Here is a 23,022-nt window from a genome sequence, read left to right as displayed (position 1 = left end):
TATATATAGACTCTTACTTTTATTGAAAGAAGGCAACAATCATGGTAAATCATTTTGAGAAAATGAGCTCGTTACTCGTATCGCGGATGTTAATCATTTTGTTTTTCCTTTCTTACCCGATTATGGGGATGTTATATTGGTTGGGTGAGCTAGCTGGACAGGACGCCATGCGTTTTATTATGACAGGGACAATTATTCAGATTGGAGCGTGGCTCGGTTATCGCTTTTACGTAGAAAAGCCGTGGTTGAAGTACGGTCTGGTCACACTCATGTATATCGCTGCTTCAGCGATTATTTATACCTTGCCCGGTGCGGCGATTCAAAATATCGTCTTTCTGTATATCGTATTGATGTTGATGTACTTGAATCGGCATCTTGTGCTGTACGGCAGCATTCTCGCGCTTATCGTATCGGTCGGAGCTGTATTGATTGGGCGCTTTTCATTTGAAACGCCGCTCGATTTCGTCAGTTGGTTCACTGTGCTCACAATGGCTTTGTCTGGCGCCTACTTCGTTTCTTTCTTTGGGGCAAAATTATTACACGAGACGTTTACACAACAACAACAAGCTGAACAGCATGCGAGTGAGGTCGAACTCAACATGGCGAAGACGACAGCGAGTGCGACAATGCTTCATGGCGCGGTATTTACAATGAATGATTCCGTTGATTCCGTCACGAACGCCTCAGAACAAGTCACGGCCCAAATTGGTTCGATGACAAAACGAACGTCTGAACAAGCAGTTTTGATTCAGAATGTCGCCTCACAAATTCAATCCACTGTACAGGCGTTTGAACGGATGCAACAACAGCTTCAAGAAACAACCTCGCACGTGAACGGTGTCTTACAAGACGCTCAACTATCACATGACAATATGGATTCGACAGAACGGTCGCTTGCTGAGCTGAACTTAAGTATCAGTGAAGTGAATCTAGCCTTTAAAGGATTGGCGGAGCGTTTCCAAGAAGTGCGGACCATCACGGATACGATTCAGCAAATCTCGTCTCAGACGAACTTGTTGTCTCTTAACGCTTCAATTGAGGCGGCACGAGCAGGTGAACACGGAAAAGGGTTTGCCGTCGTCGCGACGGAGATTCGAAATTTGTCCGCTCAAACGGCACAAGCATCAGCTCAGATTAATGACATTATCCAACTCGTCATGCAAGAGGTACAAGTGACGGAACGTGCCATCGATGGCAGTACAGAACGTCTATCGACGCAGGAAGAACAAGTCCGTAAGAGTGGGGCGTCGATCCTTTCCATGATTCAAACGACAAATACGGTCGCAGGAACAGTAGATGAGACGTCGAGTCAGCTCCAAATCGCCGCCGCAGAATTACACAAAGTCCATCAAGTGACGGGTGATATGACGGCGTTGACGATGGCACTCGAAACGAACAGCCAAGACGTTCATGTGTTGACGATTTCACAACAAGAAGCGTTAGCTTCGTTGAAAGATCAAATTGAAGAACTGAACGAGATTGCGAACGAACTCGTCTAAACGATGGACACGCCTTTACAAATCGGCGTGTCCATTTGCGTATACATCTCTTCTAAAACGGGAAAAGTATTGCGTTCATGTAAAACGGAGGAGGAATTTGCAATGGAAATCGTGATTACCGCTGTATTAAAGGCATATCCGGGGAAAGAGGAAGAGTTAAGGCAAGCGCTCGATGAAGTCATTTCCCCATCGAGACAAGAAGAAGGATGTTTGACGTATGTGCTCCATGAGTCAATCGATGCCCCGGGCACGTTCGTGTTCTATGAGAAATATCGGGACGAGACGGCGCTCGACGCGCATATCCATTCAGCCCATTATCAGGCGTACCGGAAACGAGTGGAGACATTGCTCGCCGTGAGAGACGTGTATCGTCTACGTGAAGTCTGAAAGGAGGAAATCTAATGATTACCCAATCGATTATCCCGTGTATTTGGTTCGAAAGTCACGTCGAAGCGATTGCGGAGTGGTACGTCTCGAAGTTTCCCGATTCGTTCATCGACTATACGACGAAACTGATGGATACGCCTTCAGGTGAGACGACGATTGTGACCGTCTCGCTGTCGGGACAGTTCTTGCAACTGCTTGGGGCGGGTCCGTTGAAGGACCGCAATCCCTCCATCTCGTACATGGTCACGTTCCCGACGTCGGAAGAAGTGGATACGCTTTGGGGCGAATTGAGTGAGGGGGCAGAGGTGCTCATGCCGCTTGACACGTATGATTTCAGCGCGCGCTATGGCTGGTTGAAAGACAAGCACGGGGTATCCTGGCAAATCATGCATAGCGGCGGGATGGACATCCAGACGGTGACCCCATGCTTTTTGTTCGTCGGGGACGTCTTTGGTCATGCTGAAGCGGCGATGAATGACTGGATTTCGATTTTCCCGGATTCTTACGTGCTGGAAGACCATATGATTCGTTACGGGGGGACAGACGGCCCGAAGTTGGAAGGGAAGCTCAATTACGCCCGCTTCGTCTTGTCCGGACGCGAGTTCGTCACCATGGACAGCGCGGAAAATCATCAATTCGCGTTTAACGAGATCCAGTCGCTCATCGCTTTTTGTGAGTCGCAAGAAGAAGTCGATTCCTACTGGGAGCGGCTATCGGCTGTACCGGAAGCAGAGGAGTGTGGTTGGCTGAAAGATCGCTATGGCGTCTCCTGGCAAATCATCCCGTGGGAAATGGAAGAGATGATGACGGTAGGTTCGCAAGAGCAGATTGAACAGGTCGTACAGGCATGTCTGCCCATGAAAAAGCTTGATATCGCGACATTGCGTAAAGCTTACTGAACAAAACTCCCGAAACAAATAGCTCGGGAGTTTTTTCATGGACTCATTTGCGAGAGGGCATCTTTCTCGATGATGGTATCCGAGAGCCGGAGCTGACTGGCCGCGCGGTCGATGTAAGGGGCGCATCGATCGAATGCGACTTGTTCTTCCGTCTCAATGGAATAGCATGCGCCGTTACCAGCACGTTCGGTCAAGTCTGGTTCATAGTAATAATCTTCGTATCGGAAAGCGCCCGTCCGAAAGACGGTTAGATTTGACGTATCATTCAATAAGGAGTCGCCAAGCATATATGCTGGAGAGATTCCAAGTAAATCGAGAATCGTCGGGGCGATATCGATTTGTCCACCACTCGCCTCCATGACTTCTCCTGTCGTCGGTCCAGGTGGTTTGATGAAGAGAGGGACAGCACGGTCAAGTTGAAACGCGTCAACCGTCGAGTTCACTTCTTCGAGGGTAGCCATCTCTTCTCCTGGTGCCGTCAGACCGCTATCGTGGTCACCATACATGACGAGAAGCGTCTCATCCCAGAAACCATCTTGTTTCAATCGTTCGATGAACTGACCGACAGCGGCATCGACGAAATGAACGGTATGGTAATAGTTTTCGAGAAGGGGATCGTCGATATCAGATAGGTCCAACCGCTTCTCGTCTTCCGGGATATCGTACGGTGTATGACTCGTTAAAGCGACTAAAAATGCGTAAAATGGTTCATCCAACTCTTCCATAAATCCGACCGACGTATTTAAGAATTCCTGATCGTTGAGTGCCATCCCGATGATGCCTTGATCGGGGTAGTCTTTGTCGCTAAAGAAATGATTGAACCCGATATTGTCATAAAAGTCATCGCGATTCCAAAAGTCTTTTCGGAACGAATGCATGGCTGCCGTATCGTAGCCCGCCTCATTCAAGGATTGAGAGAGCGCGCTGAATTGATTTCCCGGGAAACGCGTGTAGACGGAACCAGATTTGACAGGATAAAGTGACGTGTTGACGATGAACTCTGCATCAGACGTTCGCCCTTCATGCGTTTGATGATACACGTTCGGGAAGTAAAGCATGTCACGTCGCAGTCGGTTCAAATTCGGGGTCAGTTCCTGTCCATCAATCTGTTGATCGATGACGGATGTTTGGAATGATTCGAGTTGTAAAACGATAACGTTCGTATCTGGACTTGGGGCACTTAATTCTTGATAAGAGAGTGCTTGAATTTGAGAACGCTCTTCTTCTGTCAGGGCTTCGTTCCATCCCATAGCACGTTCGACGCCTCGGGCGACATCCATCGCGTGATAGCCCCAAAATCCAAGATGATAGTATTCACGCATATTCGATATGGGGTCGTCCGCGATCCACTTTTCTCCACGCTGATAACTGAGGGTGAGCGGGATTGTGAAGAGAAGAAATCCGAGTGTGAAGCCAGCGAGCGCCAATCGTCTTCCGTTTCGTTTCCCTTCACGGACAGGATGACGTTTCATATAACGCAAAATCAAACCGTAGATGATGAGGTCGATGAAGAAGAACGCATCGATTGGGCGGATGAGCGTCAAGAAGCCACCCCCGACATCTCCCATCTGCCCGATATCAGATAGTAAGGCGACGGATAATAAGTCTTCAAAATAGCGATAGTACCAGACGTCCGAGACGAGCAGGGTACTATGCAGGAACAGAGAAACGTATAAAATCCATCGGCGGATCGGATAAGACACGGCGAGTGCCCAACTCGTCAGGAGCAAAATCGTCGCCAAATTGATGAGGAAGAATGAGAAGTCGAACGCCGTCGCGGTCAACCAGCTAAAAAAGAAGAGCTTTGCCAGAGAGAGTGACAAGTAGCTCCAATAATCGAGATATTTCATTAGTGATCTCCTAACTCAAAATGTAGTTACTGTATCCTTTCCTTTCTTATGAACAGAGAAAACGTAGAAAGTGTGATGGAGATTCATTCGTAATCAAAAATATGTAATATATATATTGCGTTAATGGAATATATATATTACATTTTAGGTATTGCGCAACTAAATTAGGAGACAGACATGGGAAATAGAGTAAAAGAACATCGAGTAGAAAAGAATCTTACTCAAACCGATTTGGCAGAGGCGATCGGTGTGACTAGACAGACAATCGGTTTGATCGAATCGAATAAATATAATCCCTCTTTGAAACTCTGTATTGCCATTGCGAGGGTTCTGGGCGTCACGTTAAATGATTTATTCTGGGAGGAGTAAAAGATGAAAGAATCATGGGTCACAATGTTTTTACCAAATGACGAATATAAAGAAAGGCGGATGTTGTACTTTATAGCCGAGGCTTTCGTTTTGTTCATTGGATTTTTGGGAGTAGTCGTTCTATTGAATAGATTTTCAGGTATATTCAACACTGAGTCTTCATATATTTTATTGAGTGTTATAGCAATTCTAAGTCTCTATGTATGGATTCGCTATATTCTCTCAGGTATGGAGTATACAAACGTTGTTGAGAAATCTGAATATAAAATCGAACTAAGGAAACTGATTGGTTCCACATCGAAGTTTGCTGTTTTGTTTGCTGGAGTGGCAATAGCATTAAAGGTGACAGGTGTAGTGATTTACTCTTGGGTGGACTTGTTAGCAATGACACTTCTTTCAAATGGGTTACTTCTGGTCGCACAATTCATTTCACTTCAACGGTCATTTAGAAAAAATCGTGAGCTTTCATGACCGAGTTGATATATTCGTTTTACTTCAAATAGGACATCTATGTCTTTAAGAGTGCATAACAAAACCAGGTCCCATGCAAACATGGACCTGGTTTTGTTAGATAACTGTGAAGCTCTGATTATGTAATCTCGAACGTATCACGCAGTTCAATGATGGTTCCTTCCGGTGCTTTTAATTTACTTAAATGTCCATCGACGACGAAGTAGATGTTGCCACCGTGCTTCGGTAAAAACGTGACGCCGAGTTGTTCGAGTCGTGCGACTTCCGCTTTGAGGTCATCTACATAGAGGGCGAAATGGACGGGACCGGCCACATGTTTCGAGTAGTCTTGTAACGTTTCATCTGTTTTAGCAGTCTGGAGCTCAATATAAAAATCACCGAGTTTGAGCCAACTGTTGAAGTCACGCGTATGAAAGTTTGGCGACTCCTGGACGAGTTCAAAACCGAGCGCTTCGTAAAATGACTTCGATGCGGCATAATCCGGGGTTTGGATACAGATATGATGGATTTGTTTCATTGGTTGTTTCCTTTCGTTTGCAAATCTTTCACTCGATCACGGTGGAACGGAGAAGTCAATTCTTCTGAGATGAGGCTGATCGTATGTCCATCCGGGTCTCGTACGTCTAGTGTAACGAATGCATGCTTTCGAAGATACGGGAGAAGAAACTTTTTACGGGAGAAAGCGTATGAAAGAGAGAAAAGGACTAAAAAAAGAATGAGGTGAACATATGAAAGTAAATGAAATCACGATTCAACCGGTTGATGCAGTCAATCGAGAGGCGGTCATCGCCCTGACAGTGGACGAGAAACAATCTCGATTCATCGAGACGAATGCCGAATCCCTTCGAGAGATGATTGAGGATACGAAATACAATTGGCAGAGCTTTGCATTTTATGAAGGCGAGCGAGCGGTTGGCTTTATGATGGTCGGAGCGGAGAACCAGTCAGAACGTTACGTGTGGCTCGACCGTTTCATGATTGATCAATACGAACAGGGGAAAGGCGTTGGAACGAAGTGCCTACGCATGGCAGTGGAATTCATCCAGACACAATACGACGTGGATGATATCATCCTCAGTCTCCATCAAGAGAATGAAGCCGCGAAACGATTTTATGCGAAGAACGGCTTTTTCGACAGTGGCTTAATTGATGAATGGAACGGTGAAGCGATTTGGGTCTATCATACAAAAAACCGACCGTCATGAGTCGGTCGGATTCTCGGATGGACTTGTTTTTTGCGTGACATTCATAGCTGCCAAGAAGAAGGGGATAGCGGCAAAGAGAAACAAGGTAACGAACCAGTTTTGGAGAAATGGATCGACAAACGTCGGTTTTTCCAACCAGCTCCCGGTTGAGATTTCGGCGTACCAACGTATGTAGAGTGCGATGCGTTCGAGCGTATATAAGAGTCCGGACAAAAACAACAAAATACCACCCGCTACAAGTTGATTGAAACGAGACATAAAACCCCTCCTCTATAGATGTTGTCTATAGTTTACCATTTTCATCCAAAAAGGGAGCTTTTATTTGAGTACGCTCGGTCGCAACTGTTTGACACGCGACAAGACGAGCCAACCGAGAAGCGCACCCGTCAAACTAGAGGCAAGGAACGCCGGGACAAAGAAAAATGCACCGAACGTCGAACCCATCAACAGTTTTGCGTACGGGACGGCAATCAACGAAGCGATAACCCCAGTCCCGATGATTTCTCCGAGAGCGGCCGCATAGACGCGGTTCGTGCGAACGAAGAACATGCCGGCAAGAAACGCGCCAATCATGCCACCAGGGAATGCGAGCAGTGATCCTGTACCGGTCATGACGCGAATGAGTCCGGTGACGAAAGCGACGAGAACGGCTCCGATTGGACCGACGGTGACTGCGGCAATCACGTTCACCATATGTTGAATCGGATAAGCGCGGGCGACACCTGTAGGAATCGAGATGAACATCGAACCGACGACGGCGATGGCAACGAGCATTGCCATCCAAGTGAGTTGTTGAATACGCATGAATAGTCTCCTTTCAAAATAAAAACGTCACGTTTCCAGACGGAAAAATGGCGTGGACATACAGAGACGTATCCCAAGCCACTTCCCTACGCTGGTATGAGCCAGATCAGGTTCAAAGGGTCCGGCAAATGCCGTCTCAGCCCGAAGGCTCCCCTAGTGGTCGTTTATTGATTTGAGTATAGCATAGCTAAAATCGGAAAAGGGGCGAAATTATCCCTCATTCTTGGCTAACAGGTCCTCATAGTCCTTCTCGTTCCAAAAGAGCGGTGAGATGGATTCGGGGCCTTTTAAAATTTCTCCGTCCTGATCATATACGATGGCATACCCGCTCTCGACATCGAATACGAACAAGTCGGCAGTGACTTCAGTCACGCCGTTCCCGGCGATGATCACATCATCGATTGGCTCCCGTGCAAGTTCGACGCCCGCTTCATCGAGTTCGACGAGGAGAGCTGACGTGTAGGCATGGCGGTCATAGACCGTTTGGAATTCATCCTGCGTGAGGACGACATCGGTAGGTGGGGCACTTGTACCGAATTTCCGATTTTCAATCTCTTCAACGTATTGAAGGAAAGATTCCTCTTGCCAGAATAGCGGAGCGACCGACTCAGAACCATTGATCACCGTTCCGTCTTGACTGTCGAAAATGGTAGCATACGTCCCGTCATCGAGCTTGAATGGGTAAATATCCGCATACGTATGCTCGAGGCCGTTGCCTGCGATGATGACCCGTTCGAACGTCTCCCGAAACGGTTTGATTCCTTGTTGTTCAAGGGCAGTAAGGAGCGGTTTCGTTTGTTCGTATTGGTCATAGACGTCTTTAAAGTCCTCACGCGTCCATTCGGTGATGGGTTCATCGGGTGATTCGATTGGGGTTGGATTGTCTGCCACCGTATCTGTACAACCCGCGAGTAAAAGTGCACTTAATCCGAATATCGCCCATCGTCTCATGTTTCCATCCCCTTAACTGACATTTTCCACCATTTTATCATTCATGATGAAAAAGCAGAACCTGTGCACATTCTCACTCGGGGTGAGGACGTGTCGCGTAGGTATCGAGTGTTCTCTTGAAGTGAAGTGTATCTTCTTCAGAAATCGTCACACCTGAAGAGGTGCCGTAGCGAACCGCATGATAAACGGACGGGTTCATCGGTAAATCGATGCGTTGGAACCACTCTTGCAATGTCTCATGAGCACGCAATCGCTTGGCTGGTACGAGAGATTGGTTAAATGTGATCAGCGCATCGCGAATCGGGACGTTCGTGAACGCTGTGAGCGTCGAAACGGACGAAGCGTTCTTGTTTTGTAGCGATTCTACAAGCGGGTCTATGCTTGAATCAACATGATCTCGTGCGCGCGCCAAACGTTGCTTTCGCTTTCGATAGACATAAAAACCGAGCAAACAGAATGCAATCAAAGCGACCAATAAACCGAGATTTCGTCGTGTGGACTCTCCAGAGCCCGTAAATCTCTCAAGAAGTTTTATTTTTCCTTTTCGAGGATCTAATTCATACGGATAATCTGCTTTAGATTCATCTATTAAAAGCTTACTGTCTTCATCTGATTTGAAATTCGTAGGAGGACTATTATTTTCCTCGACCGGTATCGTTTCCGGGTTATAGAGCCATTCGAATATCCCGGTCGCAACCACCATCATTGTAAAGGTGACGAGAAGTGTGGCGGCAATCATGAGAAAAAACTTGTTCGTCCAGCGCAAGAAGTTACCTCCTTTTTGAATGTTCAGACTATTTGTTGTTTATCTTACCATAAAAAGGTAAAGTTTGATTAAGACAAAAAATGGAGGTCGTCATATGGGCATGGAGCAGGTCATCAAACAGTTGAACGAAGTGTATTTAGGAAAAGAGGATGTCGTACGCCTCTGTTGTACGGCGTTACTCGCGGAAGGACATATTCTATTAGAAGATGTGCCAGGCACGGGAAAAACGTTACTTGCCAAAACAATTGCGGCTAGCTTCGACGGGGTGTTTTCCCGGATTCAATTCACGGCCGACTTGTTACCGTCTGATGTGATCGGAGCAGACTATTTCAACATGCAGACGCAGACGTTCGATCATCGCCAAGGACCAATCTTTGCGAACATCGTCTTGATTGATGAAATCAACCGAGCGGTTCCACGAACGCAGTCCGCCTTGCTTGAGGCGATGGAAGAACGACAAGTTTCCATCGGGGGAGAGACATATCCGATGCCGAAACCATTTTTCGTCATCGCGACGCAAAACCCGATTGAATCAGCGGGGACGTTCCCCTTACCGGATGCCCAACTCGATCGCTTCTTGATTTCGATTCCGGTCGGTTACCCTGATGTTGCGGAAGAGAGAGAACTCCTCTTACAAGTCATGCGCCAAACACGGAAAACCGTAGAGGCGGTTGCGACGTTAAACGAGTTACGCCGTGCTCAGGAGGAAGTGAAGCAAGTATCGATTCAAGATGATGTCCTCGATTATTTACTCGGGCTCGTTCACGCGACCCGGGAACATGCATCCGTTGAGGTCGGTGTCAGTCCACGTGGAGCCATCGCGCTCATGCGAGCGTCTCAAAGTTACGCCTATCTGAATGATCGGTTGTACGTCATTCCGGAAGATGTGAAAGCCGTGGCACCTTATGTATTGTCCCATCGTTTGACGTTGACGCTTGAAGGAGGCATCAAATCGACGAAACAGGACATTATCCGTTACATCTTAGATACCGTCTCTGTGCCGGTAGAGGGCTGAAGATGACGTTCTCGACACATAACGCCCTACAGAAACAATGGATTCCGGTTTATGGATTCGCTGGAGTGATTCTCGTATTCGTCCCGTACATGGAGATTGTCGGATATGCGCTTTGTTTACTTACGGGCATCGTTTGGTTCTTTGAACGGACACGGAAACAGTTGGAACAAGCTCTTCGGCTTCACGTACATAGCCACGAATCCCTTCTCTTTGTCGGGGATGAGACGGAGGTACAACTGATTTTAGATGGAAGTGAAGTCATCGAACGACTCGGGCTTCCCGTTCGCGTTCGCTTGAAAACCAATACAGCGCTCAGCTTTCCAGACCACGACCGGTCCCCGAACAGTCTGGATTTGACGTTACGGACAGATCAGGCTCGTCACGTGCTTCGTGTGCAGGCTGAATTCCGGGGACCAGCTTATATCGAAGAGTGCGTACTTGCTGTGACGCTCCCGTTTCATCTCGGGACGTATCTTCTTGAGTACCCGATCGAGAAACGATGGACGGTGTTGCCGTCCCTCACGTTACATCCTCCGGTCGGTACGAAACGATTGGCACTCGGTGACCGTCCTTTGACCGCATCACCTTTACGGAATCCACTTCAGGTTCTAGGTTCGAAGCCTTACGAAGGGGAACCGGTCAAAGAGATCGACTGGGTCGCGACGGCGAAACTTGGACGAGTCCAATCGAAAGTCTTTCAAAAGACGTCGCTCGACACGTTCACGTTCGCAGTCGACTTGAGTGGGCCGTCCGGCTACACATTACATCACGACTTCGAGTCGATCATTAGCCAAGTCGCATATGTGACGACTCGTCTCTTAAAAGAGGAGTGTAAAGTCGAACTGTTCATCAATCGCTTCAATGGTGAAGGAAAGATGGAGCATATCTCTCTTCAAGAGGGAGAACGAGGTTCACGCCTCATCCTCTTGATGTTGGCCGACCTCCATCCCGGGAACCGTTTCATCTCGACAGACGCATTCGTCCGTATGGTCGAGCGGAAACGCTTGAAGCAAAGTCATCTCGTTTGGTTCAATCAGCATAATTTGTACGACTAACAAGGAACTTTCCTTCTTCTGGCGAACTGTATCATATAGAGATGACCAAAGGGGAGATCTATATGGCAAAACGAAAGTATGCGAATCGACGAGACTGGGAACGGATTTTAAAGAACCGCTACGCGCAAATTCGTGTTCAGACGGAACAATTTTCAGGCGTCGTCGCCTTATTCCAAATCGATGAGGTTCGCGCACCATTATATAAAAAGCACAAAGGGGAAGAATTCATCGTGGCGGATGCCGGGTTTGCTTGGCTCCAATATTTCCCGGAAAATGAACCGTTCGGTGTGACGGTCATGTTCAACCCTGACGGTGAAATCGTGCAATGGTATATCGACCTCGTCGACCGAATCGGCGAAGAAAATGGCATTCCGTACATGGATGACTTGTTGCTCGATATTCTTGTATTTCCAAATGGCGATATCGTCAAAAAGGATGAGGATGAGTTCAAGGCGGCGGCTGAAAGCGGCGAATTGACGCCTGAACAGGTCGAACGTGGATGGCGTGAGTTCGAAGCGACGCTCGAACGGATCGAACGTGGAGACTTCATCTACTTTGATTTGGCAAAAGGACATTACGAACAGTTAAAACAAAAGCTATGAGCGAATTCACTCTCTCTGCTACAGTAAGAGCGTAGGAGGGGGAGTTTTTATGAAAAAAATTGAAATCGAGACGTGGGCACGACGTAAGCACTTCGAGTTTTTCAAAGCGTTTGATGCGCCACATTTCAACGTGACGGCAAACGTAGATGTCACGAACCTATATACATATGCCAAGGAGAGCAATCAATCGTTCTTCAAACTCTTTTTATACGGTGCGGTGAGAGCGGCGAACGCGATTCCGGAATTGCGCTATCGGATCCGTGGTGAAGAGGTCGTCGAACACGAGGTGGTCCACCCTTCGTTCACAGTCATGTTAGACGAGGATGTCTTCAACTTTTGTGCGGCTACGTTTTATGAAGATTTACCGACATTCTTACAGGAAGTGACGACGCGGATGGAGCAAGCTGGCGATGAAGTCGTGGTCGGGGACGAAGAGCCCGACGACTTACTGTATATCACGAGCGTCCCGTGGGTCACATTCACGAGTATCATGCATCCGACGCATCAGCAACAACATGACAGCGTGCCGCGCATCGCTTGGGGCAAGTTCGAACGCCAAGGCGAGCGTCTGGTTATGCCGTTATCCGTCCAAGCCCATCATGCACTCGTCGATGGAGTACATATCGGAAAGTATTACGAAACATTGCAAGCTTGGTTAGACGAAGATTTTGCGAAGAAGGTGACCGACGTGCCAGAAGACCATGACTTTGATCGAGCCGTCCGTCTCCGTGAGGAGGGACAACTCGAGCAGGCGAAGCAACTGTTCCTGTCGCTCTTGCGGAAAGATGAAAAGAATCCGAGGCTACATGCGTACTGTGCGTGGTGCTATGACTCGCTCGGTGAAGAACGTCAAGCGGTCCCGCATTATGAACGGGCCATCCGACTCGGGTTGACGGGGGAAGAGTTGGCGGAATCATATCTCGGACTCGGCAGTACGTATCGGGCACTCGGACGATACACGGAAGCGGAACAGTTATTTGAAGAGGCAATCGAGCAATTCCCGAATCACGGGGCGCTCAAGGTATTTCAAGCGATGACCCATTACAACGTCGGTCGCCATGAAGAAGCGACGGGAACGTTACTTGAACTGCTTGCAAGTCCGAAACCGGACGAGAGCATCGCGCGGTACCGGCGTGCTATCGCATTTTATGCAAGAAACTTAAATGAGACATATGACTAAAGGAGAATGACATGATTTCATTACGCCCGATCGATGCACAAAATTGGTATACATGCTGTCAAATTGGAATTAAGTGAGCAACAACAGTCGTATGGCGAGGGCAATGAGACGGGAACAACCCGTCTCATTTTTTTGAATCAAATCGATTGACGGAAGAATTGTCACATGATATATTTATCTCGAATTAAAGATATTTGAATTTAAGTTAATGGCTCTCTTGGACAAAGGAGGGAGACAGATGGAACCATCTGATGCACTAAAAACAATTACTGTGCTGTTACGTGCCTCTCAGTCGTTACAAGACCTGGTGAAGCAGGAAGTGGCGTCTTACCGGTTAAACGCGACCGAGTTCGCCGTACTCGAGTTTTTATATCATAAAGGGGATCAACCGATTCAAGTCATCGGGAAGAAAATTCTCCTCTCGAGCGGCAGCATGACGTACGTCGTGGACCGGTTAGAAGAAAAAGGATATCTCATTCGTAAGGCTTGTCCGAGCGATCGTCGCATCACATACGCTGCGCTGACAGATGACGGAGAGCGTTTGATGCAAGATATTTTCCCTAAGCATACGGAGCATATGAACGCTGTGTTTGAAGGGATGCAATTAAACGAAACGATTGAACAGTTGAAACAAATAGGAAAGCGGGCAGAAGCCGCAAAAAATTTTAATCATGTATCTTGAAATCAAGATATAAAAGGAGAGAGAATGATGAATCATGTTAAAGGAATTCACCACGTCACAGCAATCACGAGTAGTGCCGAAAAAAACTACGATTTCTTCACTCACGTGTTAGGCATGCGTTTGGTGAAAAAAACGGTCAACCAGGACGACATTCAAACGTATCACTTATTCTTTGCGGACGATAAAGGAAACGCAGGGACAGATATGACCTTCTTCGACTTCCCAGGTATCCCGAAAGGTAAGCACGGAACGAATGAAATCGCGAAAACGTCGTTCCGCGTACCGACAGATGAAGCGTTGACGTATTGGGTCCGTCGCTTCGACCGTCTCGGCGTCGAGCACGAAGGGATTCAAGAACAGTTCGGGAAGAAGACGCTCTCGTTCATCGACTTTGATGAGCAGGCGTATCAACTCATCTCGGATGAGTTCAACGAAGGCATCGCGTCGGGCGAGCCGTGGAAGAACGGTCCAATCCCGCTTGAATACGCGATTACGGGACTCGGTCCAATCTTTATTCGCATCGCAGATATCACATATTTCAAACAAGTGATGGAGCAAGTGATGCTGTTTAAAGAGATCGGGCGAGAAGGTGATGTGTATCTCTTTGAAGGAGGTGAAGGTGGAAACGGAGCGCAAGTGATCGTCATTCACGACGAGACATCTCCACAAGCGCGTCAAGGGTTCGGTACCGTGCACCATGTCGCATTCCGTGTCGAAGACCGTAGCGTCCTCGATGAATGGACAGCACGTCTCCAACAGTTCGGTTTGCCGACTTCTGGCTACGTCGATCGCTTCTTCTTTGAATCATCCTATGCACGTGTCGCGCCGCAAATTTTGTTCGAATGGGCGACAGATGGACCTGGATTCATGGGAGACGAGCCGTACGAGACGGTCGGTGAGAAGTTGTCACTCCCGCCGTTCCTCGAAGCGAAACGTTCGCAAATCGAGGCGATGGTACGACCAATCGATACGGTCAGAAGCACGAAAACATTTGAGAAAGAATATGAGGGCATGAAATGAGTTTCTTAAATCGCTTGTTTGGAAAATCAGATGCATCACAACATAACCAAGGAGGAACTACTATGTTAAACATCGGAATCGTACTCGGATCAACTCGTGAAGGTCGCGTCAGTCCACAAGTCGGGGAATGGGTGAAAGAACTCGCCGACAAACGTGGCGATGCCAACTATGAAGTCATCGACATCGCAGACTACAACTTGCCACTTCTCGGCGAAGCGGGTCAGGACGCATCTGGCGTTGCAGCCTGGTCGGAGAAAATTGCGCAAATGGACGGATTCATCTTCATCGTCCAAGAATATAACCATTCCATCTCAGCATCTCTTAAAAACGCACTCGACTACTTACGCGTCGAATGGAACAACAAAGCAGCCGGAATCGTCTCTTACGGTTCTGTTGGTGGAGCACGGGCAACAGAACATTTACGGGGCATTTTGAGTGAATTGTCAATCGCTCACGTACGTGTCCATCCTGCACTCTCACTCTTCACGGACTTCGAGAACGGTACGCATTTCGCTCCGAAAGAAGTTCAAGCGCAATCGGTAAACGATATGCTCGACCAACTCCTTCCATGGACGGAAGCGATGCAATCGGTCCGTACGAAAGCCGGAGAAGTTGCAAACAATTAACAAATCGCGAAGCCAGCCTGAATTTAGGCTGGTTTTTGTGCGTTTTCAGAACAGGTCGTGTAAAGTTGGAAGGGATTAGGGGGAGTGCAGATGTGGAATCGTAAAATCGTCACAACATCCATCGCTTCGCCCGTCTATGCGATTCTGTTAGCGTGTGGGGTCACTATGATGGGTGTAGGAGAAAATGGAGGAATGAGTAGCGTACTGAATGGCTTCCTTTTGATGACGGTTGCCTATGTAGCGGTCAGTTTTCCGATTATGTTGACCTACGGTGTCGTGACCTCATGGTGCAGTGACTGGTTGGCGAATCGACTCAGTTCGAAACGATTCAGGTGGTTCACTTCGCTTGTTTTACATATACTATTCGGGCTCGTCTTGTCATGGCTCAGTCTTCTCGCAGCGACCTTGTTTTACTTGGTGGATCGTCTACTACAGCATCGGGGAGACATAACAAAACTACAAACAGTGAAAAGTCTGCTCATCCCAATCGGATATTTGCTTATTGTAACGGGAAGTGTGTATATCATCGATGTCATCCAAGATCTTTTCGTTCGATTCAACTTCTTTTAGGGAAACGAACAAGGATACATTAACATAAGGAGGGGTAAAAATGAGATGGATGATTTATGGGGCGAATGGCTATACGGGTGAGCTGATTGCACGACAAGCCGCTCGTGACGGAATGCGTCCGGTTCTTGCCGGACGAAACGCAAGAGCGATTCATCGCCTAGGAGATGAACTGGGTTGCGAAACATCGATTTTCGCATTGAGTCGTGAAGCCGCAATCGAGGCGCTTCACGATGTAGATTTAGTCCTTCATTGTGCAGGTCCTTTCACGGATACGAGCCAAGTGATGATCGAGGCATGTCTAGAGACAGGTACACATTACTTAGATATTACCGGGGAAATCGAAGTGTTTGAATATGTCCATTCTAAACAGCGAGCTGCTCAAGCCAAAGAACGTGGTGTGATTTTATGCTCGGGTGTCGGATTTGATGTCATTCCGACCGACTGTGTCGCGCGGAAATTAAAAGAGTTGATACCGGATGCGACAACACTCGCTCTTGGCTTTTCGGCGGCAGCCGGCATCTCACCAGGAACCATGAAGACGGCCGTTCGTGGACTAGGGTCGAGTAGTGTGGAACGTGTGAACGGCAAATTATCATCATTTCCAATTGGGGCAAAGCGGAGAACGATTGATTTTGGTCGCGGAAGCCGTACCGCCATTGCGATTCCGTGGGGAGACGTTTCGACCGCCTACTACACGACGGACATTCCAAATATTACGACTTGGGTTCCTGTACCGACAGCGGCCGCCTATGCTGCTCGCGCTTTGTCATGGTTCAGCCCGATTCTCGGAAAAGAGGCCGTGCAGGAACGCTTGCTCCGTTATGTCGACGAAAACGTATCGGGACCAGACGAGGCTGTACGTGAAAAATCATCGACGTACGTATGGGGCGAAGCAACGAATGAGGAAGGACGAAAAGTAGTCGTCCGTATTCAAACGGCAAGTACGTATGCCTTCACTGTTTACGGGGCGCTCGCCGTCGTCAAGCGGTTGCTCGGTTCGGGTGGGATGCTTGCCGGAAGCTTTACACCAGCCATGCTATTCGGATCTCACTTTATCGAAGAGATTCAAGGTTCCTCTTCGTTCGTGATTGATGAGATTCGTCCATGAATCGAGAAGTATGGGATTTACTCGACGAAAACCGGCAACCGCTCGGTCGAACGCACTTTCGTGGGGATGAATTAGAGCCGCATACGTTTCACACGGTCATCGAAGTGTTCACGTTCAATCCAGATGGGAGATTATTGCTGTCGAAGCGTCATCCGGATAAGACGTATCCGCTTCTGTGGGAAGGGACGGGCGGCTCGATTTTGGCTGGGGAAACGAGTCGACAAGGTGCGGTCCGTGAGCTAAGAGAAGAGTTAGGACTATATGTATTGCCTGAGCAACTCCGGTTCGTGACAACGATTGAGCGGGGCACATATTTCTTGGATATGTATTGTCTCGTGTGCGAGAAACCGATTGACCTCGAACAACTATTACTGCAAGTAGATGAAGTCGTCGATGTGACATTACAAGAGTGGGAGACGGTCCTTGAGTGTGTAGAACTCGTCCCTTCAGTCCGGGAACGGCTGATTCAATACGGTCATCTCATTCGACCGTGAACATGTGCTACACTCAACATAGAATATATAAGGGAGGGAACAGCGTGAATCGTTTAGAATTGGCAAGGCGTATCGAACGCATCAAAGCAGAGGGGACGTCTGCTTACATTCGATATCGTAAACAAACCCCTCCCTATGAAGGTGCGGAACTACACGTAGAAGGAAAAGGGCACGTGTTCAAAATGGGAAATATGAGTTTTGCGGTCGGATTCGGATTGAATCGGCCGACAAGCTTTTACGACCTGCATCAAATGGAAAAATGGGTGCGTGGGAAGAACGTATCACGTTTACATATTGAAGTTTGCCCATTAGCGGAAGATTCCTTGCTCCGCTTATTGCAAGAACGTAACTACACGCTCGATCATTTTTTGGACGTATGGACGTTGGATTTGACACAGCATGCCTCCACATCTGTACCGACCCAGGTCGAAAAAGTGAAGGATGAGACACTCCATGAGTGGGCATACGCCATTGCGGCTGGATTCGCCGAGTCGGGCACAATCCTTCAAGAGACGGTCGATACAGCCAAAGGCTTTTACGCACTACCGAGTAATCATGCTTATCTCGTGCGAGAAGAGGATGCTGTCGTAGCGGGTGGGATTTTAGCCACGCAAGACGGGATTGGAGAATTGTTTCTGACGAGCACCGTTCCGACGTATCGGCAAAAAGGGTACCAGACACAACTTATTTTGGAACGAATTGCCGAAGCGAAAGCACTTGGATGCAATCTGTTGACGGTCACGACGAAGGTCGATTCGGCATCCGGTCGCAACATGGAGCGGCTTGGGTTTCAGCCGTTCTATCAAAAAGCGGTCATGAAAAGTCCAATCCTTAAATAAGCAGGTCGCCTCGGGTGAGGTGACCTGCTTTTCGATTACAAGAGCGATTCAGCCCCATCGACGTATACTTCAGAGCCCGTGACGTGGCTCGACATGTTGCTCGCGAAAAATAAGACGACATCGGCGACTTGTTTCGCGGAGCCCGATTTTCCGGCAAGCGGTTGATTCCCAAGTGGATATTCGATTGGAATGACAATTTCTTCGAGCAACGCATCGTCTCGATTGGTCGAATCGTCAATATTCGTATCGATGGCCCCGGGACAGATAGAATTGACACGAATCCCGAATTGAGCGAGTTCCGCAGCAGCCATTTTCGCAAAGCCGGTTTGACCTGCTTTTGTCGTCGCGTAGCCACTGAATCCGAAATTTTTAAAATAGCGGTTCCCGTTGATCGATGAAGTGATAATGATACTCCCGCCATTCTCTTTCAAATGAGGAATAGCATGTTTGACGGTCAAAAAGGTTCCAGTGAGGTTCGTCTCCACCACGCCATTCCAATCATCCAATGATAAATGTTCAATCGGTGTGATGGTCCCGTTTCGACCGGCGTTCGCGAAGACGATATCGAGTTGACCAAATCGTTCCATTGTCCGTTCGTAGGCCTCTTTCATTGCGGATTCATCCGACACATCTGCACTGATGCCGATAGCGCGTTCTTCCCCGACAAGGCTTGCGAGACGCATCGCATCTTCTTCATTCAAATCGACAATGGCGACTTTTGCTCCGGCTTGAACGAAGCGGATGACCGCGGCACGTCCGATTCCGGAGGCTGCCCCGGTCACAAACGCTACTTTTCCAGATAGTAATTTATTTGAAATCAATCCGATCACTCCTTTTTATGATTCTGTTCTCATATTCCACAGTTCTGGAAAAGTTACGCTTCATTTCAAAAAATCATGGAGCGGTGACTTCGATGGTGCGTGCGATGTTCAAGTTCGAATCCGTCGGGATGACCTCGATTGTCACCAGTTGGCCGCTCTGTAACCCTTGTACGCTATTGACGATGCCGGTGACTTCGGTTTGGTCATTGATTAAGATGACACGCAATGTGACTTCTTTAGAGGATTCGGTAGATTCAATCAATATTTGGGGGATATCGATTCGTTCAATCTGTCCTTCGACCATATTGTCATTCCACGTGCTCATCCAATAAACGGCGACTAAAAAAAGACCGAGAAAGATTAAGGCAAAGGTTAATCGTGAACGCATGCACACCTCACTCCTTTGTTGTCCCGTTTCGCATCTTGTCTAATTTACCTTTACCCGGAAATTCTCTCATTACTTGAAAAAATAGTAGGAATCACAAGAAAAATGGGGAATAGAAAGGAAAACGAAAAGGTGAGGTGTGGGCATGTGGATGATGGTTAGTGCGCTAGGATTGGTTGCTTGTGTATGGATCGGGTTCGGTTGGTTCACCATTGGTAATGCAAAGCGACGGGTATGGGGAGGTCTTTTTTCACTCAGTATGACTTGCCTGTTCGCACCGCTCTTCCTCGTGAAACTGGGAGAACAGTATGGATTTGTGGGGATTCAAGTAGGGTTGACCGCTTTATTTGGTGTACTCGCAGGTGCATTTTTCTTTGTGGCACTCGGATGGACAGGACGCCCGGCGAAAGTTCGAAAAGTGAGAACGTTATCGGAAGACCCTGATTTATTTTGAAGCATGACTTACCACTCCTAAGGTATAATGCGGTCATAATGATGTTACGAGGGAGTGGGGATCATAATTAAACCGCCAAAGTTGCAAGTGGGGGATACGATAGGGATCATTACGCCTTCTTTTCCGGCACCTGTTCAGTTTGAGGGGCGTTACCAACGTGGGGTTGAACAGCTCAAGCGGATGGGATTCAAGGTGAAAGAGGGCACGTGTACATATAAAACAGAAGGATATCGGTCCTCGTCCATTCGGGATCGTGCTGACGAATTGAACGCATTTTTACATGATCCTGAAGTGAAAGCGATCATCAGTACAATTGGTGGAACAAATTCGAACTCGGTGTTACCATATATCGATTATGAACAACTCCGACGTCATCCTAAAATCATCATGGGATATAGTGATGTCACGGCAATCTTGATGGCCTGTTATGCCAAAACGGACGTCGTCACATTTTACGGTCCGGCAATCGTCCCCTCATTCGGTGAATACGGAGGGATGTTCGAGACGGGGGAGCAATATGTCAAAGACATCCTCTGTTTAGAACGAACGGCTCCGTTTCAGTTACATATCCCTGATGAATGGACGGAAGAGATGCTCGATTGGTCGACGCAACAACGTATCAAGACGTTCCAACCGAATGAAGGATGGATTTCTCTGAAGGATGGAAAGGCAAAAGGAACGTTGATTGGCGGGAATCTGAACACGATGTCTGGGTTCTTCAAGTCGGATTATTATCCCGATTTGAAAGGTGCGATTCTATTCCTAGAAGACTCGTTTAAGACGATGGCTGAAGAAGAACGTTCGCTTAGTATGCTGAAGCTGGCGGGTGTGTTTGATGAGATTTCGGGTCTGATTATCGGGAAGCATGAGCATTTTCAAGATCAATCAGCTCCCTTCTCATTCAACGACTTGTTGCTTGAAATCATCGGAGAAAAAGATTTTCCGATTTTGACGAATGTCGATATCGGTCACACGTTTCCATCACACGTTTTCCCGATTGGCATTCAAGTTGAGTTAGATACGACGAATGGGATTATCCGATTTTTAGAAGATGGGGTGTCGGAATGAAGGAGCACCTCACTATTTTTGACGAGAATTACCGGAAAATAGGGGAGAAGGAGCGAAATCAAGTTCATCTTGACGAGGATTGGCATGAGACGTTCCACTGCTGGTTCTGGAAAGAAGACCTCATTTATCTTCAGCGGAGGAGCATGGATAAACAGGATTTTCCCGGGAAATATGATATTACGGCAGCGGGACACCTCGCAACAGATGAGACAACAGCGAATGGCGTTCGTGAAATTGAAGAAGAGCTCGGACTGTCATTGACGTTCGAACAACTCACCTTTATGGGAATCTTTGAAGACGTGATTGAACTGGACGAGTTTCTTGATCGCGAGTTTGCACATACGTACGGCTACGTCTATCAAGATGAAACACTTCGGTTTGACGACCAGGAAGTGATGGATGTCGTAGCTGTTCAAAGAAATGAACTGATGTCGATCACAGCAGGACGCATGTGCACGATTGAGGGACGCTCACTGATGACGAATCATCTTGTTCAAATCACGCAAGCCGATTTAGTTCCGCATCGTCAGATTTACTGGCAAAACGTATTTGAGAGTTTGACACGAATGGATGCCTCAAATCGTTAAGGAAAGAATACGTTGTTCGCCAATCGGTCCACCGATTCGACGTCCGGTATCGCTCCACCCAACGTTCGTATAAAGGGAGAAAGCGGCTTTGTTTTTCAGATTGACCGACAGGACGATTTCACGAATGTGAGGGAAATGTTGCTTTACGAACTGCGGAAGTGCTTGGAGTGCCGCTTTAGCGTAGCCTTTCCCTTGGTCCTCATAGTTAATAGCAAAGGCGGAGAAGAGCAAAGCATTCGACTCGGTCGTATAGGAAATGACGCGTTCGTTGTCATGCAGTAAGAACATCCCGACTGGTTTCGATGCGACGATGACAATCGGATGAACGCCATCAGGTAATGGATCATCCATGTCTTTGGGCAGGGTCGTATACTTTTCTTGGTCCGTCGGTAGTACGAACGTATTGAGAATCGATTGATGCGTATCATTTCGATATTCGAGCGTAATTTTCATAAGGAGTCTCCTTCGGGCTTTATTGATTTTCATTCAGAAAGGAGAATTATATGTCGACACAGTTTACATACCGTCAAAATCCACCATTACAAGATTTATACCGCGCGTTTATGAGCGGTTTTTCTGATTATATTATTCCGTTTCAATTTGATGAGCAGACTTTCGAAGATGTTTTTCTTGTTCGTGATCAAAATCAGCCGTCCCGTTCCATTGTAGCCTATGATGGTGAAGAACCTGTCGGTGTCGTGTTAACCGGGATTGCACATCTTGATTCAGGATGGCAGACACGTTGTGGTGGGCTTGCTGTCGCCCCACATGTCCGAAAAGCAGGAGTCGCGACCGAATTGATGAAACGATTTGAAGAGGCGGCAGTAGGCACTCGTTTACTCGAAGTCATTCAAGGCAATGATGCGGCAGTGTCTCTCTATGAACGACTAGGTTACGAAACGACTCGAGAAATTCTCTACTTCCAAGCGGTGTCATTAGAAACGAACGCAGACATGACGTATGAACCGATTCAAACGTTATTTGATGAGTTGTATCCGGCGGCGAGTCACGTTCCGATTTGGCAACGCGATGTGCGCGTGACCCAACAAGCTGCTGAGTTAGTGAAAGTCGTAGAAGGGAATCGAATAGGATTTTTGTTATACCGCGATCACGTCTTGCTCGATGTTTTTGGACAAGCAGAAGAAGCGGAATGGCTATTGCGGGCGGCCGCGAGCCGATCGCCACTTCATGTCACGTTGACATCAGACCGTCCTGAATGGGTCGAAGCGGCACGACGATTGGGATTTGTCCAAGACGAGATTGCCCAATTTGAAATGGTGAAGGACGCTTGATGAAGCGGTTGTTGGTCATCTGT

30 protein-coding genes and 1 riboswitch are annotated in these 23,022 nt (G+C 47.7%); of the genes, 21 read left to right on the top strand and 9 right to left on the bottom strand.

The features are described 5' to 3' along the window. Window positions 1-41 precede the first annotated feature (41 nt). The 3 genes from BV910_RS14200 (at window position 42) to BV910_RS14190 (ending at window position 2,785) form a co-directional block, all read left to right on the top strand. Window positions 42-1,499: a methyl-accepting chemotaxis protein gene (locus tag BV910_RS14200; protein WP_078147851.1), complete on the top strand. Its 1,458-nt coding sequence runs from the start codon at window positions 42-44 to the stop codon at window positions 1,497-1,499. A 102-nt stretch (window positions 1,500-1,601) separates the two neighbouring features. Next, the gene (locus BV910_RS14195) at window positions 1,602-1,886 is read left to right on the top strand and encodes a putative quinol monooxygenase (RefSeq protein ID WP_074035366.1); all 285 of its coding nucleotides are present in this window, start codon (window positions 1,602-1,604) and stop codon (window positions 1,884-1,886) included. 14 nt (window positions 1,887-1,900) lie between these two features. After that, window positions 1,901-2,785 (top strand): VOC family protein, encoded by an 885-nt coding sequence (locus BV910_RS14190; protein WP_078147850.1) that lies wholly within the window; start codon window positions 1,901-1,903, stop codon window positions 2,783-2,785. Between the two features lie 35 nt (window positions 2,786-2,820). Here the strand turns inward: BV910_RS14190 and BV910_RS14185 are convergent, their stop codons facing one another. Continuing rightward, a complete protein-coding gene (locus tag BV910_RS14185) occupies window positions 2,821-4,635 on the bottom strand; it encodes an LTA synthase family protein (protein WP_078147849.1) in 1,815 nt (604 codons plus the stop codon). A 177-nt stretch (window positions 4,636-4,812) separates the two neighbouring features. On the opposite strand from BV910_RS14185, the gene BV910_RS14180 reads away from it, so the two are divergent. Beyond that, window positions 4,813-5,004: a helix-turn-helix transcriptional regulator gene (locus BV910_RS14180; RefSeq protein WP_031421892.1), complete on the top strand. Its 192-nt coding sequence runs from the start codon at window positions 4,813-4,815 to the stop codon at window positions 5,002-5,004. 3 nt (window positions 5,005-5,007) lie between these two features. Next, window positions 5,008-5,475 carry a hypothetical protein gene (locus BV910_RS14175; RefSeq protein ID WP_078147848.1) on the top strand — a complete coding sequence of 156 codons (468 nt, stop codon included), beginning with the start codon at window positions 5,008-5,010 and terminating at the stop codon, window positions 5,473-5,475. Window positions 5,476-5,593: 118 nt separating this feature from the next. On the opposite strand, the gene BV910_RS14170 is transcribed toward BV910_RS14175, so the two are convergent. Next, the gene (locus BV910_RS14170; protein WP_074035381.1) at window positions 5,594-5,992 is read right to left on the bottom strand and encodes a VOC family protein; all 399 of its coding nucleotides are present in this window, start codon (window positions 5,990-5,992) and stop codon (window positions 5,594-5,596) included. A gap of 211 nt (window positions 5,993-6,203) precedes the next feature. Between BV910_RS14170 and BV910_RS14165 the strand changes: the two genes are divergently transcribed. Next, a complete protein-coding gene (locus BV910_RS14165) occupies window positions 6,204-6,680 on the top strand; it encodes a GNAT family N-acetyltransferase (protein ID WP_078147847.1) in 477 nt (158 codons plus the stop codon). Here the strand turns inward: BV910_RS14165 and BV910_RS14160 are convergent. The 4 genes from BV910_RS14160 to BV910_RS14145 form a co-directional block, all read right to left on the bottom strand. After that, window positions 6,675-6,938, bottom strand: coding sequence for a hypothetical protein (locus tag BV910_RS14160; protein WP_047794733.1), 264 nt, complete (start codon window positions 6,936-6,938; stop codon window positions 6,675-6,677). The two genes, BV910_RS14165 and BV910_RS14160, sit on opposite strands and share 6 nt — an antisense overlap. Window positions 6,939-6,998: 60 nt before the next feature. Beyond that, window positions 6,999-7,484 carry an energy coupling factor transporter S component ThiW gene (gene thiW / locus BV910_RS14155; protein ID WP_078147846.1) on the bottom strand — a complete coding sequence of 162 codons (486 nt, stop codon included), beginning with the start codon at window positions 7,482-7,484 and terminating at the stop codon, window positions 6,999-7,001. 66 nt (window positions 7,485-7,550) lie between these two features. Beyond that, window positions 7,551-7,649, bottom strand: a riboswitch (TPP riboswitch). A gap of 45 nt (window positions 7,650-7,694) precedes the next feature. After that, on the bottom strand, window positions 7,695-8,435 hold the full coding sequence (locus BV910_RS14150) for a hypothetical protein (RefSeq protein WP_078147845.1): 741 nt from the start codon (window positions 8,433-8,435) through the stop codon (window positions 7,695-7,697). Window positions 8,436-8,508: 73 nt separating this feature from the next. After that, on the bottom strand, window positions 8,509-9,201 hold the full coding sequence (locus tag BV910_RS14145) for a hypothetical protein (RefSeq protein WP_078147844.1): 693 nt from the start codon (window positions 9,199-9,201) through the stop codon (window positions 8,509-8,511). Between the two features lie 94 nt (window positions 9,202-9,295). Here BV910_RS14145 and BV910_RS14140 point away from each other — a divergent pair, with 94 nt between their 5' ends. The 11 genes from BV910_RS14140 to BV910_RS14090 all read left to right on the top strand — a co-directional run bounded on the left by BV910_RS14140 (window position 9,296) and on the right by BV910_RS14090 (window position 18,392). Further along, window positions 9,296-10,216, top strand: a complete 921-nt coding sequence (locus BV910_RS14140) for an AAA family ATPase (protein ID WP_078147843.1) — start codon at window positions 9,296-9,298, stop codon at window positions 10,214-10,216. A 2-nt stretch (window positions 10,217-10,218) separates the two neighbouring features. Continuing rightward, on the top strand, window positions 10,219-11,271 hold the full coding sequence (locus BV910_RS14135; RefSeq protein ID WP_078147842.1) for a DUF58 domain-containing protein: 1,053 nt from the start codon (window positions 10,219-10,221) through the stop codon (window positions 11,269-11,271). A gap of 62 nt (window positions 11,272-11,333) precedes the next feature. Next, a complete protein-coding gene (locus BV910_RS14130) occupies window positions 11,334-11,873 on the top strand; it encodes a ribonuclease FAU-1 family protein (protein WP_078147841.1) in 540 nt (179 codons plus the stop codon). 49 nt (window positions 11,874-11,922) lie between these two features. After that, window positions 11,923-13,053, top strand: a complete 1,131-nt coding sequence (locus BV910_RS14125) for a tetratricopeptide repeat protein (RefSeq protein ID WP_078147840.1) — start codon at window positions 11,923-11,925, stop codon at window positions 13,051-13,053. 238 nt (window positions 13,054-13,291) lie between these two features. Continuing rightward, entirely contained in the window at window positions 13,292-13,735 is a 444-nt protein-coding gene (locus BV910_RS14120; RefSeq protein ID WP_078147839.1) for a MarR family winged helix-turn-helix transcriptional regulator, read from the top strand. Window positions 13,736-13,762: 27 nt separating this feature from the next. Next, on the top strand, window positions 13,763-14,755 hold the full coding sequence (locus BV910_RS14115) for a ring-cleaving dioxygenase (RefSeq protein WP_041917956.1): 993 nt from the start codon (window positions 13,763-13,765) through the stop codon (window positions 14,753-14,755). Then, a complete protein-coding gene (locus BV910_RS14110) occupies window positions 14,752-15,381 on the top strand; it encodes an NADPH-dependent FMN reductase (RefSeq protein WP_031421917.1) in 630 nt (209 codons plus the stop codon). The genes BV910_RS14115 and BV910_RS14110 overlap by 4 nt, the downstream gene beginning before the upstream one ends. Before the next feature lie 90 nt (window positions 15,382-15,471). Beyond that, window positions 15,472-15,951 carry a hypothetical protein gene (locus tag BV910_RS14105; protein ID WP_078147838.1) on the top strand — a complete coding sequence of 160 codons (480 nt, stop codon included), beginning with the start codon at window positions 15,472-15,474 and terminating at the stop codon, window positions 15,949-15,951. Window positions 15,952-15,991: 40 nt separating this feature from the next. After that, window positions 15,992-17,059, top strand: a complete 1,068-nt coding sequence (locus BV910_RS14100; protein ID WP_078147837.1) for a saccharopine dehydrogenase family protein — start codon at window positions 15,992-15,994, stop codon at window positions 17,057-17,059. Beyond that, a complete protein-coding gene (locus tag BV910_RS14095) occupies window positions 17,056-17,553 on the top strand; it encodes an NUDIX hydrolase (RefSeq protein ID WP_078147836.1) in 498 nt (165 codons plus the stop codon). The genes BV910_RS14100 and BV910_RS14095 overlap by 4 nt, the downstream gene beginning before the upstream one ends. A gap of 44 nt (window positions 17,554-17,597) precedes the next feature. After that, window positions 17,598-18,392 (top strand): GNAT family N-acetyltransferase, encoded by a 795-nt coding sequence (locus tag BV910_RS14090; protein WP_078147835.1) that lies wholly within the window; start codon window positions 17,598-17,600, stop codon window positions 18,390-18,392. Between the two features lie 35 nt (window positions 18,393-18,427). Here BV910_RS14090 and BV910_RS14085 read toward each other — a convergent pair whose 3' ends face one another. Both BV910_RS14085 and BV910_RS14080 read right to left on the bottom strand, forming a co-directional pair. After that, window positions 18,428-19,213 (bottom strand): SDR family oxidoreductase, encoded by a 786-nt coding sequence (locus BV910_RS14085; protein ID WP_078147834.1) that lies wholly within the window; start codon window positions 19,211-19,213, stop codon window positions 18,428-18,430. Between the two features lie 73 nt (window positions 19,214-19,286). Next, window positions 19,287-19,601: a hypothetical protein gene (locus tag BV910_RS14080; protein ID WP_078147833.1), complete on the bottom strand. Its 315-nt coding sequence runs from the start codon at window positions 19,599-19,601 to the stop codon at window positions 19,287-19,289. Window positions 19,602-19,743: 142 nt separating this feature from the next. Between BV910_RS14080 and BV910_RS14075 the strand changes: the two genes are divergently transcribed. From BV910_RS14075 to BV910_RS14065, 3 genes are read left to right on the top strand one after another with little or no spacing between them, the layout of a single operon-like run. Beyond that, window positions 19,744-20,052, top strand: coding sequence for a hypothetical protein (locus BV910_RS14075; protein WP_078147832.1), 309 nt, complete (start codon window positions 19,744-19,746; stop codon window positions 20,050-20,052). Between the two features lie 54 nt (window positions 20,053-20,106). Further along, entirely contained in the window at window positions 20,107-21,120 is a 1,014-nt protein-coding gene (locus BV910_RS14070) for a S66 family peptidase (RefSeq protein WP_240499864.1), read from the top strand. Further along, window positions 21,117-21,707 (top strand): NUDIX hydrolase, encoded by a 591-nt coding sequence (locus tag BV910_RS14065; RefSeq protein WP_078147831.1) that lies wholly within the window; start codon window positions 21,117-21,119, stop codon window positions 21,705-21,707. Before BV910_RS14070 ends, BV910_RS14065 begins: the two co-directional genes overlap by 4 nt. Here BV910_RS14065 and BV910_RS14060 read toward each other — a convergent pair. After that, complete coding sequence (locus BV910_RS14060; RefSeq protein ID WP_078147830.1) at window positions 21,696-22,160, bottom strand: GNAT family N-acetyltransferase; 465 nt, start codon at window positions 22,158-22,160, stop codon at window positions 21,696-21,698. The two genes, BV910_RS14065 and BV910_RS14060, sit on opposite strands and share 12 nt — an antisense overlap. A gap of 50 nt (window positions 22,161-22,210) precedes the next feature. On the opposite strand from BV910_RS14060, the gene BV910_RS14055 reads away from it, so the two are divergent. Then, window positions 22,211-22,999: a GNAT family N-acetyltransferase gene (locus tag BV910_RS14055; RefSeq protein WP_078147829.1), complete on the top strand. Its 789-nt coding sequence runs from the start codon at window positions 22,211-22,213 to the stop codon at window positions 22,997-22,999. The last annotated feature ends 23 nt before the right edge of the window (window positions 23,000-23,022 follow it).

The sequence above is a fragment of the Exiguobacterium sp. HVEsp1 genome (assembly GCF_002009685.1).
GTDB classification, from domain to species: Bacteria; Bacillota; Bacilli; order Exiguobacteriales; family Exiguobacteriaceae; genus Exiguobacterium; species Exiguobacterium profundum.
This window is presented reverse-complemented; position numbering and strand designations above follow the sequence as displayed.